Annotated in this window: 11 protein-coding genes; 8 read left to right on the forward strand and 3 right to left on the reverse strand. The window is 72.2% G+C overall.

The genetic code is table 11. The annotated features are described in order from the left end of the window. Nucleotides 1-172: 172 nt before the first annotated feature. Nucleotides 173-1,387: a glycoside hydrolase family 6 protein gene (locus AB0761_RS07020; protein WP_377268098.1), complete on the reverse strand. Its 1,215-nt coding sequence runs from the start codon at nucleotides 1,385-1,387 to the stop codon at nucleotides 173-175. 270 nt (nucleotides 1,388-1,657) lie between these two features. Here AB0761_RS07020 and AB0761_RS07025 point away from each other — a divergent pair, with 270 nt between their 5' ends. Then, the gene (locus tag AB0761_RS07025; protein WP_377273957.1) at nucleotides 1,658-2,776 is read left to right on the forward strand and encodes an MFS transporter; all 1,119 of its coding nucleotides are present in this window, start codon (nucleotides 1,658-1,660) and stop codon (nucleotides 2,774-2,776) included. Between the two features lie 146 nt (nucleotides 2,777-2,922). Here the strand turns inward: AB0761_RS07025 and AB0761_RS07030 are convergent, their stop codons facing one another. Next, nucleotides 2,923-3,123 carry a hypothetical protein gene (locus AB0761_RS07030; protein WP_377268099.1) on the reverse strand — a complete coding sequence of 67 codons (201 nt, stop codon included), beginning with the start codon at nucleotides 3,121-3,123 and terminating at the stop codon, nucleotides 2,923-2,925. Nucleotides 3,124-3,289: 166 nt separating this feature from the next. Here AB0761_RS07030 and AB0761_RS07035 point away from each other — a divergent pair, with 166 nt between their 5' ends. Both AB0761_RS07035 and AB0761_RS07040 read left to right on the forward strand, forming a co-directional pair. Beyond that, entirely contained in the window at nucleotides 3,290-3,862 is a 573-nt protein-coding gene (locus AB0761_RS07035) for a helix-turn-helix domain-containing protein (RefSeq protein ID WP_377268100.1), read from the forward strand. A 19-nt stretch (nucleotides 3,863-3,881) separates the two neighbouring features. Further along, the gene (locus AB0761_RS07040) at nucleotides 3,882-4,400 is read left to right on the forward strand and encodes a GNAT family N-acetyltransferase (RefSeq protein WP_377268101.1); all 519 of its coding nucleotides are present in this window, start codon (nucleotides 3,882-3,884) and stop codon (nucleotides 4,398-4,400) included. Between the two features lie 15 nt (nucleotides 4,401-4,415). Here AB0761_RS07040 and AB0761_RS07045 read toward each other — a convergent pair whose 3' ends face one another. Further along, nucleotides 4,416-5,630 (reverse strand): peptidoglycan DD-metalloendopeptidase family protein, encoded by a 1,215-nt coding sequence (locus AB0761_RS07045; protein ID WP_377268102.1) that lies wholly within the window; start codon nucleotides 5,628-5,630, stop codon nucleotides 4,416-4,418. Nucleotides 5,631-6,246: 616 nt separating this feature from the next. Between AB0761_RS07045 and AB0761_RS07050 the strand changes: the two genes are divergently transcribed. From AB0761_RS07050 to AB0761_RS07070, 5 genes are all read left to right on the forward strand, one after another. Next, entirely contained in the window at nucleotides 6,247-9,546 is a 3,300-nt protein-coding gene (locus AB0761_RS07050; protein WP_377268103.1) for a LamG-like jellyroll fold domain-containing protein, read from the forward strand. Between the two features lie 149 nt (nucleotides 9,547-9,695). After that, nucleotides 9,696-10,784: an ABC transporter substrate-binding protein gene (locus tag AB0761_RS07055; protein WP_377268104.1), complete on the forward strand. Its 1,089-nt coding sequence runs from the start codon at nucleotides 9,696-9,698 to the stop codon at nucleotides 10,782-10,784. A gap of 408 nt (nucleotides 10,785-11,192) precedes the next feature. After that, on the forward strand, nucleotides 11,193-12,833 hold the full coding sequence (locus tag AB0761_RS07060; protein ID WP_377268105.1) for a sugar ABC transporter ATP-binding protein: 1,641 nt from the start codon (nucleotides 11,193-11,195) through the stop codon (nucleotides 12,831-12,833). Next, nucleotides 12,830-13,798 carry an ABC transporter permease gene (locus AB0761_RS07065; RefSeq protein ID WP_377268106.1) on the forward strand — a complete coding sequence of 323 codons (969 nt, stop codon included), beginning with the start codon at nucleotides 12,830-12,832 and terminating at the stop codon, nucleotides 13,796-13,798. The genes AB0761_RS07060 and AB0761_RS07065 overlap by 4 nt, the downstream gene beginning before the upstream one ends. After that, entirely contained in the window at nucleotides 13,795-14,826 is a 1,032-nt protein-coding gene (locus tag AB0761_RS07070) for an ABC transporter permease (RefSeq protein ID WP_377268107.1), read from the forward strand. The genes AB0761_RS07065 and AB0761_RS07070 overlap by 4 nt, the downstream gene beginning before the upstream one ends. The last annotated feature ends 4 nt before the right edge of the window (nucleotides 14,827-14,830 follow it).

The following is a 14,830-nucleotide window of genomic DNA, read 5'->3' on the forward strand; positions in this document are numbered from 1 at the left end:
GAACACACCTCCAGGTGTGAGGGGATTCGCAGGTGTGCGGATCAAAAGACGCTCCACCTGTCCGCCACAGTTCCACAGATCCGACATTCAGAACAATTCAGAACAGCAGACGGCGAACACGGCCCCGGCGGAGTGCCGAGGCCGCGTCGCCGCCGTCCAGGGAGTCGGTGGGTCAGCCGATCACATGCGGGTTGAAGCTCAGCTTCGGGCTGGCGTTGGCCGCGAGACCGTGCACCTGGTCGGGCCACCAGCCGCCGGCCACCGGGTCCACGCTGCCGTACTCGGGGTCGGCCGGGCCGGCGGTGCCGCGGGTGCAGGTGCCGTCGGACTCACCGGGGACCTTCACCCAGAGGAAGGCATCCAGCAGCGGGGTTCCGGTGTCCGCGGTCGGCCGGGTGCCCACCCCGCGGCCGGGCGGGTTGCACCAGGTCTGCGCGTCCGGGTAGGAGGTGCCGGCGGCCGGGGTCCACGGGCCGAGGCCGTTGCGGCTGCTGTCGATCACAAAGTGCGGCAGGTCGGCGTCGGCGGGGACATGGGAGGCGTACCAGGCGTCGGCGTCGGCTGCGGGCCAGTACTGGTTGGCGCAGTCACCGGCGGTGGCACCGGAGGTGTGGCCCAGATACCAGACACACTTGGCCACCTGGGCGCCGTAGCGCACCGAGTCGCTGTCGGTCTGGTAGTTGGAGACGTTGAGGAAGAAGCCCCGGGTGTCCGCGATGCCACCGTCGATCAGCAGCTGGGCCATGGTGCCGGTGTTCTGCCAGGCGCTGTGGCCCGCGTCGAGGTACACCGTGGCGCCGGACTGCTGCTCCAGACGCTGTGCGGCGCCGCTGATCTCGGCCAGCCGCTGGGACTGCTGCTCGGCCGTGCCGCCGCAGGAGGCGGGGCTCAGCGCGAGGCCGTCCGGCTCCAGCACCACGACGGTGCGCCGGTTCCCGATGCCCTTGGCGAGCGCGTCGATCCAGGCGGCGTAGTCGGCGGAGTTCGCCGCGCCGCCCGCCGAGTACTGGGAGCAGTCCCGGCCGGGGACGTTGTAGGCGACCGCGACCGCGGTCTGGCCCTGCCGCGCCGCCTTCTGCTCCAGCTGGGCCATGGCCGCGGTGGTGTCCGCCGGGTCGGCCGTACCGGTGAACCACTGGGCCACCGGCCAGGAGGCGAGCTCCGCCATCGCGGCGGCGTCCTTGAGGTGCCCCGCCTTGAGGTCGGTGGCGGCCTGCTGCGCCGCCTTGCTGTGGAGGTCGACGTAGAAGTGGCTGCCGGACGGCAGCGCACGGTCGGCCCCCGCGCGGGGGGCCGTGGTGGCATCGGCGGTGGCCGTGGCGGTGGCGCAGAGCACGACGGCTGCGGCGGTTGCCGTCAGGCCCCTGGCGATACGGGTACTGCGCACGCGGTCTCTCCTCAACGGGTGGGTGGGAGCGCTTCCACACAACAGGCGCATCTGCGGGCTCAGCGCCTTTGACTCGTGGAAGGTGTCGATGCGTTCGAAAGTCCGGTTCATATAAAGCCAGTGGCCTGTCATGGCGTCAAGCGGCGAGTCTCATGAACTTCTCGAACAAGGATGGCCCTGACGGGTTTCCCATGGGAGCGCTCCCGCGCGCAGCACAGGCCCTACGATCGATACATGACCCGTCGACATTGATCCTCACCGCTGCCGCGGCTGGCCCGCGGCCTCTACGCCTACGCGTTCGTCGAGGACTTCGTCCTGCTCTACCCCGTGTATGCGATCCTCTTCGCCGACCACGGGCTCTCGGACGCGCAGATCTCCTCACTGTTCGCCATCTGGTCGGCCACCGCCGTACTGCTGGAGATCCCGACCGGCCTGTGGGCCGACTCCGTCTCCCGCCGACTGCTGCTGACGATCGCCCCGCTGCCGGTGGCCGCGGCCTGGGCCCTGTGGACCCTCACCCCCTGCTACCTCTCCTTCGCCCTCGGCTTCGTGCTCTGGGGGGTCGCCGGATCGTTGCGCTCCGGCACCCTGCAGGCGCTGGTGTACGAGGAACTCGCCGCGCTGGATTCGACCGCCGACTACGCCCGGCTGATCGGACGCTCCCAGGCCGCCTCCACCACGGCGGCGACGGTCGCGACCGCCCTGGCCGCGCCGGTGCTGGCGGTCGGCGGCTTCCCGGCCGTCGGGCTGGCGAGCATCGCCGCGACGCTGCTGGCCGTGCCGGTGGCCCTGACCCTGCCCGAGACCCGCGCTCGCCCCGCACGGCGGCGCGGCGACGCGGCCGGGGTGCTCCGGGACGGCCTTGCGCAGCTGCGGCGCGGGCCTGTACTGCGCCACCGGCTGCTGGTGCTGTCCGTACTGCTCGGGATGAGCGCCCTGGACGAGTACGTACCCCTGCTGGCCGACGCCACCGGAGCGGGCGCGGTCGCCGTTCCGCTACTGGTGCTGGTGGTGTCCTGCGGTACCGCGGCGGGTGGCTGGCTGGCGGGCCGCGGCATGCGCTGGACGGCACCGGTCCTGGCGGTGGCCGCCGGTTGCCTGGCCCTGGGCGCCGCGAGCGGTGAACCGGCAGGGTTGGTGCTGGTCGCGGTGGCCTTCGGGGTGCTCCAGTGGGCGCAGGCCGCCGCCGAGGCCCGGCTGCAGGACACGGTCGAGGACTCGGCCAGGGCGACCGTCACCTCCGTCGCCGGATCGGGTTCCGAGGTGGTGTCGGTGCTGCTCTACGGCGGCTGGGCGCTCGGGTCGGCCGCGGTGGGACCCGGCCCGCTGATGGCGCTGGCTGCGGCCCCGTGCCTCGGGCTCGCCTGGGCGCTGCGGCGTCGCGACTGAGGCGGCGGGGGCCGGGCCGGACGACGGCGGGTGCCGCACGGCCGGCGGTCGCGCGGCACGGTCGCGCGGCGCGGTCGCGCGGCGCGGTCGCCGGATACGGGAGTCCGGCGGGCCGCCGAGCCGGGATCCGTACGCGGCAACCGCCGTCAGGAATGCGGAAGGTTGGCGCTGCGGATCCAGCGCAGCACCGCCGTGTAGGCCTCCTCGTCCAGCTTCGTCACCGCTCGCATCGCCCGGACGTCGCCGGGTGTGGTGGGCACCGCGGCGGCCGCGAGCGCCAGCAGCAGCTCGCCCCAGCGGTCGGCGGCCATCGGGGCGGCCAGGGTGTCGTCGGGGCGCAGCTGCATGGTGCGGGTGTCGCCGGCGGCACCGGGGCCGGCGGGAGTGCGGGGCCCTTCGGGGCAGGTGTGGTCCACCTGGGAGCAACGAGCGGGGCGGCCCCCGGGTGTACCGCCGAACGGGTGGGAGCTGGGGACGACAGTCCTCTCTCACATATGGGATAGTATCCCGAATATGGGAAACATGGATGCGCTCCAGGTGGAGGCCCGTCTGGCCGGTCGGCTCGCGGAGCTGAGGACGGAGCGCGGCTGGTCCCTGGACGAGTTGGCGCGGCGTACGGAGATCAGCCGCTCGACCCTCTCACGGCTGGAGCGCGCGGAGATCAGTCCGACGGCGGCCCTGCTGGGCCGGTTGTGCGCCGCACACGGGCGGACGATGTCGCAGCTGCTGGCCGAGGTGGAGTCGGAACCGCCACAGCTGGTCCGGGCCGACCGGCAGACCGTGTGGCAGGACCAGGAGTCGGGCTTCACCCGGCGGTCGGTCTCCCCTCCCCACCCCGCACTGCGGGGCGAGGTGGTCGAGGGCGTCCTTCGGCCCGGAGCCGACATCGCCTACGACGGACCGCCGGTGGCGGGCCTGGAACAGCACATCTGGGTGCTGGAGGGCGAGTTGGAGGTGACCGCGGGCAACCGGACGCACCGGGTGCACGCCGGGGACTGCCTGCGCTTCCGCCTGTGGGACCGCTCGCGCTTCCACTGCCCGGGCCCCGACCCGGTCCGCTACGCCCTGCTCATCGTCCTTCCGTAGGCCGCCAAGGAGCCCTGCTGTGCACACCGTCACCCCACTCTCCCCCGAGGACTTCCGCTGCAGCCTGGCGGACCTGGCACATCTGCTGGCCGAGGTGGTCGCCGAGGGATCCTCACTCGGCTTCCGCACCCCCTTCGACCGACATGCGGCAGAGGCCTGGTGGCGGACCCGGCAGCCCGCCGTGGACGACGGCAGCCTCAGCGTCTGGGTGGCCCGGGGGGCCGAGGGCATCGCCGGCACGGTGAGCCTCGCCCTGGAGGGCACGCCCAATGGCCGGCACCGCGGCGAGGTACTCAAGCTCATGGTGGACCGCGGCACCCGCGGCCAGGGCCTGGCACGCAAGCTGCTCGCCACCGCCGAGGAGGCCGCCGTCCGCGCCGGGGCCACCCTGCTGCTGCTGGACACCGAGACCGGCAGCACGGCGGACCGGCTCTATGCCGCGGCCGGCTGGACGAGGTACGGGATCGTCCCCGACTATGCGGCGGATCCGGCCGGTGTGCTCCGGGACTGCAGCTTCTTCTACAAGCAGCTCCGCTGAGAGCGGGCACCGGCCTCAGATGTGCAGGCCGTGCCGCTCCAGCCAGGCGACCGGGTCGATGTCGGAGCCGTAGCCGGGGGCGTTGCGCACCTCGAAGTGCAGATGGGGGCCGGTGACGTTGCCGGTGGCGCCCGATCTGCCCAGCCGGGCTCCGGCGACGACGGTCTGGCCGCGGTGGACGGCTATCGAGGAGAGGTGGGCGTACACCGTGTAGCTGCCGTCGTGGTGACGCAGCACCACCTCGTTGCCGTAGGCCCCGCCCCAGCCGGCGGTGACCACCGTCCCGGTGAGGACGGCGGAGACGGGGGTGCCGCTGGGGACGGCGAAGTCCTGGCCGGTGTGGCGGTTGGCCCAGTGGCTGCCGGCGGCGTGGTAGCCGGCGGTGAGGGTGTAGCCGTGGACCGGCAGGGTGGCGTGGGCGGTCGCCGCACCGGCCGTGTGGGCGGTGGCGGTGCGCGCCGGTGCACGGCCGGTGGTGTGCGGGCGCTGCGCGGGGGTTCTGGCTGCCGGGGTCTTGCCTGCCGGGGTCTTCGCGGCGGATGCCTTGGCGGCCGAGGCCTTGACCGCCTGGGCGCCGGCGGAGAGGGCCGAGGCCTTGGAGGCCTGCCTCGCCGGTTCGGTGGTCCCGGGGGCCGGGAGGACAAGGCGCTGGCCGGGGTGGATCAGATCCGGGTCGTCACCGATCACCTCGCGGTTGTCCAGATAGACGCTCTGCCAGCCGCCGTCGACGTCCGCCGCCTCGGCTATGGACGACAGGCTCTCACCCCGGCGTACGACATGCCGCCTGCCGCCCGCCCCCTCGTGGTCGCGGGCGGCAGCGGGAAGGTCGAGGTGCAGCCGTTCGCCGGGCCGGACGAGATCGGGGTCGTCGCCGATCACCTCACGGTTGTCCAGATAGACGCTCTGCCAGCCGCCGGGGACCCGGTGGCTGCGGGCGATCCCGGAGAGCGTCTCCCCGGGGGCGACGACATGGACCGTCGACGGGGCGGCGCCCGAGGACGCGGCCGGCCGGACCGCACCGGTGAAGGCGGCGTTCTGCATGTCCTCCGCCGGGCTGCCCGCCCCGCCGCCCGCCGCGGTCCCCGCCGGATGGTGGGGTGTGGCACGGCCGGTGGCCGCGGCCACCGGTACGCCCAGTCCGGCGCCGGTCACCCCGGCGGCCAGCACCAGCCGGTGAGCGGTGCCGGCACTGGTGCTGCGCGGACGACGGTGGCGGCCCTCTGATGCCATCGTGATCTCCAACGGGTTCCGGCGGACCTGGGAGTGGACGAGCGAGCATCTGCCACAGTACGCATCAACTGACGCGGCGTCACCGGTGCATGACAGACAGGCAGGACGGCGCCCCCCAGTCGGCCAGGCCCGCCCCAATGGCTGTTCAACGTTAGAAATTCCGCCGCCCGAATGACAGCACGACGGCTGCGACATGTCCAGACCCCGACATGGATCCACCGGGCACCAAAGAATTCCCGCTGCAACCGAAGCTTCAGGGTCCGGCTCCACAAGCGACTTCCGCATCATCTGACGTGACCTCAGAATTACTGCATCAGTGCACTTCAGACGCCATGCCGGACACCATGAGCCGACGACCTCGCCGACCTTCCCGGTCCGGCGCCAGGCGGCCGCCCTGCGACAGGAGCGCCGGGCCGGCCTTCCGCAGGGGGCTGTACGCGACACCCACTCCCTGCTTTCATACTCCTCGTTCCAGCTTTCCAACGTTATACGCGGCGGTTGTCACACCAGGCCCGACATCCGCCGTGCGCCGTCGACCCTCAGCTCGGCACGGTGTCCGCGGGCGTCACCGGAGGTCGGCACGGCGCACAGAACCCCACCATGGAAGGTGCAGGCGATGAGCCCTGGAAGAGTCCGAATACCGTTCCTCGTGCGCAGGCTGGCGCTGTTGCTGCCGCTGCTCCTGGGCGCGGCCCTGCTGGCGCCCGGGACGGTCGGCGCAGCGCAGGCCGCCCCCGCGGCCCCCGCCGCCACCTCCGACCAGGGGCTGCGCGGCGACTACTACCGCAGCTCCAGCGGCACCGCGCTGGACTTCGCGACGTACACCGGCACCCGGATCGACTCCTCCCTCTACGTGGGCGATCTGCTGCCGGCGCTGCGCACCTACACCGGCACCACCGACAATGTCGCGGTGCGCTGGACGGGGCGTCTCGAGGTACCGGCCGACGGCGTCTACACCTTCTACATCAAGGGCGACAACGGCTTCCGGATGTCCCTCGACGGCGCATCCGTGATCGACCACTGGACGACCGACTGGGATGTGCAGACCACGTCCGAGCCGGTGACCCTGACGGCCGGTCTGCATGAGCTCGCGGTCGACTACAACCAGGGCAACGGCGGGGCCTATCTGCACACCGAGTGGTCCGGTCCGGGCTTCGCCCGGCAGCCGCTGCCCGACTCCGCGCTGCACCTGCCGGCCGGATTCGCCCCCGCCGACGCCTCCGCCGTCGTCGCGGCCTCCGGCCGTACCGCGACGGTCACCCTGCCGGCCCCGGTGACCGCGCTCCCGGCCGACGCCTCCTCGCATCTGGCCCTGATCTCGGGCGGCACCCTGTGGTCGGGCACGGTTGCCAAGGACCCCGGGAACGCCTCCCGGCTGGTGCTCACCGCCGCCGGTTCGGACACCCCGGTGTCCCTGAACGCGGACGTACGGATCAGCTATGACGGCCGGGGCGGCATCGCAACCGCGCAGGGCGGCCTCGGCCCCTTCTCGGTGGTCGCCCAGAACGACTCCACCTGGTACTTCGCCACCAAGTGGGCCAAGGACGTCTCCCCGTCCAACGCGCTGCCCGACTACCCTCGGCCGCAGCTCACCCGTGACGCATGGCAGAACCTCAACGGCACCTGGCAGTTCCAGCCCACCGAGCAGGACGCCGCGCTGCCCCAGGGCAGGCTCAGCGGCAGCATCCTGGTGCCCTACCCGATGGAGTCCGCCCTGTCGGGCGTGGCCCGGCACCACGACTGGTCGCTGTACCAGCGCACCTTCACCGTGCCCGGCGGCTGGCACGTCGGATCCGGCAACCGGCTGCACCTGAACTTCGGCGCGGTGGACTACGAGGCCTGGGTGTACGTCAACGGCCGCGAGGTCGCCCACCACACCGGCGGCTACCAGGCCTTCACCGCGGACATCACCGACGCGGTGACCCACGGGGGCCCCCAGACGCTGCTGGTCAAGGTCCGCGACACCACCGACGACCACTATGCGCTGGGCAAGCAGTCACGCGACCCGAGCGGCATCTGGTACACCCCGAGCTCCGGCATCTGGCAGACCGTCTGGATGGAGCCGGTCGCGGAGGCGAGTATCGACTCGCTGGTGCTCACCCCGAACCTGGCCGACTCCTCGCTCGCCGTCACCGTACGGCCCGGCGCGGGCACCGGCCCCACCGCGAAGGTCACCGCCACCGCCTACACCGCGCAGGGCGACAAGGTCGGCGAGGTGACCGGTGCCCCGGGTGCCGCGCTGCGGCTGCCGGTGCCCAAGGCCCACCTGTGGAGCCCGGACCACCCGTATCTGTACGACCTCGAGGTCACCCTCACCGACGGGCACAGCAAGGACCGGGTCGGTTCCTACTTCGGGATGCGGTCGATCAAGGTGGCCCCGGTCGGCGGGGTGAACAAGATCGAGCTCAACGGCAAGCCGACCTTCGTACTGGCCACCCTGGACCAGGGCTTCTGGCCGGACGGCCTGTACACCGCGCCGACCGACGCGGCCCTCAAGTCCGACCTGGTACGGCACAAGGAGCTGGGCTTCAACGCGGTCCGCAAGCACATCAAGGTCGAGCCGGCGCGCTGGTACTACTGGGCCGACAAGCTGGGGCTGATGGTCTGGCAGGACATGCCCAGCCGCGGCACCGCGGCCGCCGGCACCCCGGAGACCCAGGCCTTCGTCGACCAGGTGCACCAGATCGTCGACCAGCACATCAGCACCCCGTCGATCGTCATGTGGACGATGATGAACGAGGGCTGGGGCGAGTGGAGCAAGGACGCGACCGGCGAGCTCGCCGACGCGGTCAAGCAGCAGGACCCCTCACGGCTGGTCGACGCCCACTCCGGCGTCAACTGCTGTGCCTCCAAGGGCGACTCGGGCCGCGGTGACGTGATCGACTTCCATGACTACCACGGCCCGGCCAACCCCGCCCCGGACGCGACCCGCGCCTCGGTCGACGGAGAGCACGGCGGCTACTCCTACGTCGTGCCCGGGCACATCCTGGGCGTCGCGGGCGGCCAGGACTACGGCGACGCCGCGCACAGCAGCGAGGAACTGACCGCGACCTACGTGGAGAACACCAGGAAGCTGCTGCAGCGCGCCTCCTGCGGCCTCTCCGGGTCGGTCTACACCGAGATCACCGATGTCGAGGGCGAGCTCAACGGCCTGATCACCTACGACCGCGCGGTGGTCAAGGTCGACCCGAAGCAGGTCCGGGAGGTCAACCAGCAGGTGATCGCGGCCGGTGCCGCGGCCGGCGGGACCGAGGTGCCGGCCGGCACTCCGGGCCTGGCGGGCGTCGGCTGGTGGCCGCTGCACGAGCAGTCCGGTACGGCGGCCGGCGACACCGCCGGCGGCCATGACGGCACCCTCAACGGCGGTGCGAGCTGGACCTCCGGGCCCAACGGCGGGGCCCTGCAACTGGACGGCCGGACCGGCTACGTCGACACCGGCGCCCCGGTCCTGGACACCGACCGCGGCGACTACTCGGTGGCCGCCTGGGTCCGGCTGGACGACAAGGGCCACTTCAGCACGGCGGTCTCCGAGGACGGCGACACCAACAGCGCCTTCTATCTGCAGTACTCCCAGGCCGACAAGCGGTTCGCCTTCAGCTTCGCCGGTGCCCGGGCACTGGCGGGGACGATCGGTGAGCCGCAGGCGGGGACCTGGTACCACCTGGTGGGCAGCTACAGCCACCGGGACGGCACCCTGCGCATCTATGTGAACGGCACCGAGGCCGGCAGCACCAGGGCCTGCGATGCCGAGGTGCCGTCCGGGCACCTGGTGATCGGACGGGGCAAGTACAACGGCAGCGCCGTCGACTACTGGTCCGGGGCGATCTCCGATGTGCACGCCTACGACCGGGCGCTGAGCCCGGCCGAGGTGGCCTCCCTGGCCGCCTCCGAACCGGCCGCGCCGACGGCCGGCTGACGGTGCGACGGGGCTGCCCGAGGCTCGTCGGGCAGCCCCAGCGCCCCGCCGTCGAAACCGCTTCACAACGTTGTATCCCAGCTATTGCCAGCCTCGTTCCACCGTCTGTATAACGTTGTAAATCCCTCCACCCGAGGAGCGCCACGCATATGACTACCACTCACAGATCCCGCACCCTGGCCGCCGTCTGCCTGATCGCCGCCGCGGCCCTGACCGCGGCCGGCTGCGCCAAGCAGGAGGACACCGGTACGGCCTCCGGCGACTCCACCCAGGGCGCCCAGGTGGTCCAGTCCCCCACCGCGGCCGCATCCTCCGGGTCGGGCTGCACCCTCCAGTCGTACGGGGCCACCAAGCTCGACCTCAAGGAGACCGTCGTCGGCTTCTCCCAGTCCGAGAAGGAGGCCAACCCCTTCCGTATCGCGGAGACCCAGTCGATCAAGGACGAGGCCGCCAAGCTGGGCGTCAAGAAGCTGCTCACCACCAACGCCCAGTCCCAGCTCTCCAAGCAGATCAGCGACATCCAGGACATGCTCGCCCAGGGCGCCCAGCTGCTGATCGTCGCCCCGCTGAACTCCGACGGGCTGGAGCCGGCCCTTCAGGCCGCCGCCGCCAAGCATGTCCCGGTGATCACCGTGGACCGCAAGCTCAACGCCACCGCCTGCAAGGACTATGTGGCCTTCCTGGGCTCGGACTTCGTGGAGCAGGGCAAGCGGGCCGCGGACCAGATGGTCCAGGTGACCGGCGGCAAGGGCAAGGTCGCCATCCTGCTGGGCGCCTCCGGCAACAACGTCACCACCGACCGCACCAAGGGCTTTGTGGACGAGCTCAAGGCCAAGGCCCCCGACATGGAGATCGTCGCCCAGCAGACCGGCGAGTTCGCCCGGGACAAGGGCCAGCAGGTGATGGAGCAGCTGATCCAGTCCAAGCCCGACATCACCGCCGTGTACGCCGAGAACGACGAGATGGGCCTGGGAGCGCTGACCGCGCTCAAGGGCGCCGGCAAGAAGCCGGGCAAGGATGTCAAGATCGTCTCGGTGGACGGTACCCGCAACGCGGTGCAGGCCCTGGCCAACGGCGAGTACAACGGCGTGATCGAGTCCAACCCGCGCTTCGGCCCGCTGGCCTTCGCCACCGCGCAGAAGTTCTTCGACGGGGAGGCGATCCCGGAGAACGTGATCATCTCCGACCGCGCCTATGACGCGTCCAACGCCAAGGACTCCCTGGCCGGCGCGTACTAGGCCCCGCCCGGCACGGCCCGCCCGGTCCGCGGCGCACGGCGGCACGCCCGCCGTGCCGCTGGGACCGCCGGGCAGCCCCGGTACGGGAGCCCCGGACGGATCGGGGACCCGGGCCGGTCCCCCACCCGAGGCGCCGGGCGCCGTCCGCAGGCGGGGGGACCGGCCCCGTACCGGAACTCACCGGCCCGGCCCCGGCGGCGGGAGCAACGCCCGGACCCCCGGCCACCGGACCGGGCATCCACCGCGCGCCGGGCGGGACCCGTCGGACGTCTGCCGACGGCCCCGAGGCGCGGCCGGAGGGCCGGGCGCGCTCCTCACCGCATCCCGGGCGGCACACCGTCGGCGCTCTGCGCAGGGCACGGGCCCGCCCCTGTCGTCACCCCCTGGAACCACGGAAGGCCTGACCTGATGGCACCCCCCGAAGCGGCAGCCGCCGCACCGCCCCCGGACACGGATCCCTCCGTGCCCCCGGCGGTGCTGGAGGCGATCGGCGTCGGCAAGCGCTTCCCCGGTGTGGTCGCGCTCGACGACGTCTCCCTGACCCTCCGCCAGGGCGAGATCCACGCCCTGGTCGGCGAGAACGGCGCCGGCAAGTCCACCCTGATCAAGGTGCTCACCGGAGTGCACCGCCCCGACAGCGGCGAACTCCGGCTGCACGGGCAGCCGGTCTCCTTCGCCCGCCCGTACGAGGCCCAGCAGGCCGGTGTGTCGACCATCTACCAGGAGGTCAACCTCGTCCCGCTGATGAGCGTGGCGCGGAACATCTTCCTCGGCCGCGAGCCCAAGAACCGGCTCCGGCTGATCGACTTCCCCCGGATGCACCGGGAGGCCGCCGAGCTGCTGGCCGGCTTCGGCGTCACCGCCGACGTCCGCCGCCCGCTCGGCAGCCTGGGCGTGGGCACCCAGCAGATGGTGGCGCTGGCCCGGGCGGTCTCCGTGCAGGCCAGGGTGGTGGTGATGGACGAGCCGACCTCCGCCCTCGAACCCCGCGAGGTGGAGACGCTCTTCCGGGTCATCGCGGAGCTGCACAGCCGGCAGATCGCGGTGCTCTACGTCAGCCACCGGATGGACGAGCTCTACCGGATCTGCGACCGGGTGACGGTGCTGCGCGACGGCCGTCTGGTGCACACCGGCGACCTGGCCGAGCTGGACCGGATGCAGCTGGTCTCGATGATGCTCGGCCGGGAGGTCGCCGAGGTCCGCCGGCACGGTGTCACCGGGTTCGGCGAGGGCCATGAGGCGGACCGTGAGGCGGTGCTGACCGCGACCGGGCTGAGCCGCCGCCACCAGCTGGACGATGTGGCGCTCCGCCTGCACCCCGGTGAGGTGCTGGGCCTGGGCGGGCTGCTGGGCTCGGGGCGCAGCGAGACCGCCAAGGCGCTGGCGGGCGCCCTCCCGCTGGACTCCGGCACGGTGACCGTGGCGGGCCGGCAGCTGCGCCGCCTCACCCCGGCGGCGGCCATCCGGGCGGGCATCAGTCTGCTGCCGGAGGACCGCAAGGCCGAGGGCGTGATCCCGGGTCTGTCGGTGCGGGAGAACATCGTGCTGGCCGCGATGCCCAGGCTGTCGCGGGCCGGGGTGGTCTCCCGGGCGCGCCAGGACCGCATCGTGGAGGTCTTCATGAAGCGGCTGCGGATCAAGGCGTCCAGTCCCGAGCAGAAGGTGGGCGAGCTGTCCGGCGGCAACCAGCAGAAGGTGCTGCTGGCGCGGTGGCTCTGCCTGGAGCCCAAGGTGCTGTTGCTGGACGAGCCCACCCGGGGCATCGATGTCGGGGCCAAGGCCGAGGTGCAGGCGCTGATCGACGAGCTGGCCCAGGAGGGCCTGGCGGTGCTGCTGATCTCCTCGGACATCGAGGAGCTGGTGGAGGGCGCCGACCGGCTGGTGGTGCTGCGCGGCGGCGCCGTCGCCGGTGAGCTGACCGGTGACCGGGTGGGCGAGGCGGAGCTGCTGGAAGTGCTGGCCGCGCACGGACCCGCGGCCGACGGGGACACCCCCGGGAACACCGCCGGGAACGCCGCCGGGAACGCTGCCGAGGAGGAGCAGGGATGAGTCAGCTCGTGCTGCGTCCGGGCCGGTGGGCGGGGCGGCTCGCCGCGCCTGCCTGGTTCCAGAGGTACGGGGTCTATGCGGCGGTGGCGGTGCTGCTGCTGTTCAACGCCGTCTTCACCAACCACTTCCTGACCGTCGACAATCTGCGCACCCAGCTGGTCCAGGTGGCGCCGGTGGTGATCGTGGCGCTCGGTATGGCGCTGGTGATCGGCACCGAGGGCGTGGACCTGTCGGTGGGCTCCACCATGGCGCTGGCCACCGCGCTGCTGCCGCTCTACCTGGGCTACGGGCTGGTCCCGGCGCTGCTGGTGGCGCTGCTGGCCGGGGTGGTGGTGGGCGTGGTCAACGGCACCCTGGTGGCGGTGGTCGGCCTGCAGCCGATCGTGGCCACGCTGGCGCTCTTCGTCGGCGGCCGCGGTCTCGCGCTGGTGATCGCCGACGGACAGCTCAAGCAGATCGCCAACCCCGACCTGCTGTCGCTGGGCACCGGCCAGCTGGCCGGGGTACCGGTGGTGGTGCTGATCGCCGCGGCGCTGGCGCTGCTGGTCGCCGGAATCGTGCATCGCACCACCTTCGGCCGCCAGCTGGTCGCGGTGGGCGGCAACCGGGCTGCCGCCGGCCTTGCCGGGCTGCCCGTCAAACGGGTGCTGACCGGCGTCTATGTGCTCTGCGGAGTGCTGGCCGCGCTGGCGGGAGTGCTGGCCACGGCCCGGCTGACCGCCAGTGACCCGTCGGCGCTGGGCAATCTGATGGAGCTCTCCGCGATCACCGCGGTGGTGGTCGGCGGAACCCCGCTGACCGGCGGTTCGGTGCGGGTGCTTGGCACCGTCACCGGAGCTCTGCTGATGCAGCTGCTGCGGGCCACCCTGGTCAAGCACGACCTGCCCGACTCCACCGCGCAGATGGCCCAGGCGGCCATCATCCTCGTCGCCGTCTATGTCGCCCGGGAGCGTCGATCCCGATGAAGTCTCTCACCTCTCCCCGGCCCGCAGCCGCCCCTGCGGATGCTCCTCCCGCGGCTGCTGCGGCCGCCGCCTTCGACCGGCAGCGGATCGCCTCGCTGGTGCAGCGGCAGGGCGTCTTCGCCGTGCTGCTGGCGGTCGTCCTGGTCTCCTCGTTCGTCTTCCCGTCGTTCGGCACCCTGGACAACGCCCGCGGGGTGACCGTGCAGGCGTCGTTCCTGTCGGTGGTCGCCCTGGGCATGACCCTGGTGATCATCACCGGCGGTATCGACCTCTCGGTCGGTTCGGTCTTCGCGCTCGGCGGGGTGCTGGCCGCCTGGGCCTCGCAGTACGGGCTGGTGCCGGCGCTGCTGCTGCCGCTGGCGGTGTGCGGGGCGGTGGGCCTGCTCAACGGGCTGCTGATCGCCAGGGCCGGGATGGCCCCGTTCATCGTCACCCTGGCCACCCTGCTGGCGGCCCGCGGGCTGCTGCTGAGCCTCACCCACGAGGGCGCCACCACCTATCTGGTGCCCCGCGGTTCGGCCTTCGCCGAGCTCGGTCAGGGCACGGTGGGAGGGTTCGGCTATCCGGTGCTGATCGCGGTGGCGCTGTTCGCGGTGGGCGGCCTGGTGCTGCAGCGGACCTCTTTCGGCCAGGCGCTGTTCGCGGTCGGCGGCAGTGCGGACGCGGCGACCCTGATGGGTCTGCCGGTGGCCAGGACCCGGGTGCTGGTCTATGTCCTCAGCGGGCTGCTGGCCGGGTTCGCGGGCGCGCTGAACGCCGCCCGGCTGTCCTCCGGGGTCACCATCATCGGGGTGGGCATGGAGCTGGACGCCATCGCCGCGGTGGTCATCGGCGGCACCCTGCTGGTGGGCGGAGCGGGCTCGGTGAGCGGGACCCTGTGGGGCGTGCTGCTGCTGGCGGTGATCCAGAATCTGATCAACCAGATCGGCTCGCTGAACTCCTCCTACCAGTCCGTCGTCAGCGGCGGCTTCCTTATCGTGGTGGTCGTGGCCCAGCGGTATCTGGCACGGGCACGCCTCACCACATGACAGA

It is taken from the genome of Peterkaempfera podocarpi, assembly GCF_042466665.1.
In the GTDB taxonomy this organism is placed as follows: domain Bacteria; phylum Actinomycetota; class Actinomycetes; order Streptomycetales; family Streptomycetaceae; genus Peterkaempfera; species Peterkaempfera podocarpi.

Bases quoted from the DNA above. Each gene is read 5' to 3' on its own strand.
- AB0761_RS07030 (WP_377268099.1), bottom strand. From the start codon at position 3,123: ATGCAGCTGCGCCCCGACGACACCCTGGCCGCCCCGATGGCCGCCGAC.
- AB0761_RS07035 (WP_377268100.1), top strand. From the start codon at position 3,290: ATGGGAAACATGGATGCGCTCCAGGTGGAGGCCCGTCTGGCCGGTCGG.
- AB0761_RS07045 (WP_377268102.1), bottom strand. From the start codon at position 5,630: ATGGCATCAGAGGGCCGCCACCGTCGTCCGCGCAGCACCAGTGCCGGC.
- AB0761_RS07050 (WP_377268103.1), top strand. From the start codon at position 6,247: ATGAGCCCTGGAAGAGTCCGAATACCGTTCCTCGTGCGCAGGCTGGCG.
- AB0761_RS07055 (WP_377268104.1), top strand. From the start codon at position 9,696: ATGACTACCACTCACAGATCCCGCACCCTGGCCGCCGTCTGCCTGATC.
- AB0761_RS07060 (WP_377268105.1), top strand. From the start codon at position 11,193: ATGGCACCCCCCGAAGCGGCAGCCGCCGCACCGCCCCCGGACACGGAT.
- AB0761_RS07065 (WP_377268106.1), top strand. From the start codon at position 12,830: ATGAGTCAGCTCGTGCTGCGTCCGGGCCGGTGGGCGGGGCGGCTCGCC.
- AB0761_RS07070 (WP_377268107.1), top strand. From the start codon at position 13,795: ATGAAGTCTCTCACCTCTCCCCGGCCCGCAGCCGCCCCTGCGGATGCT.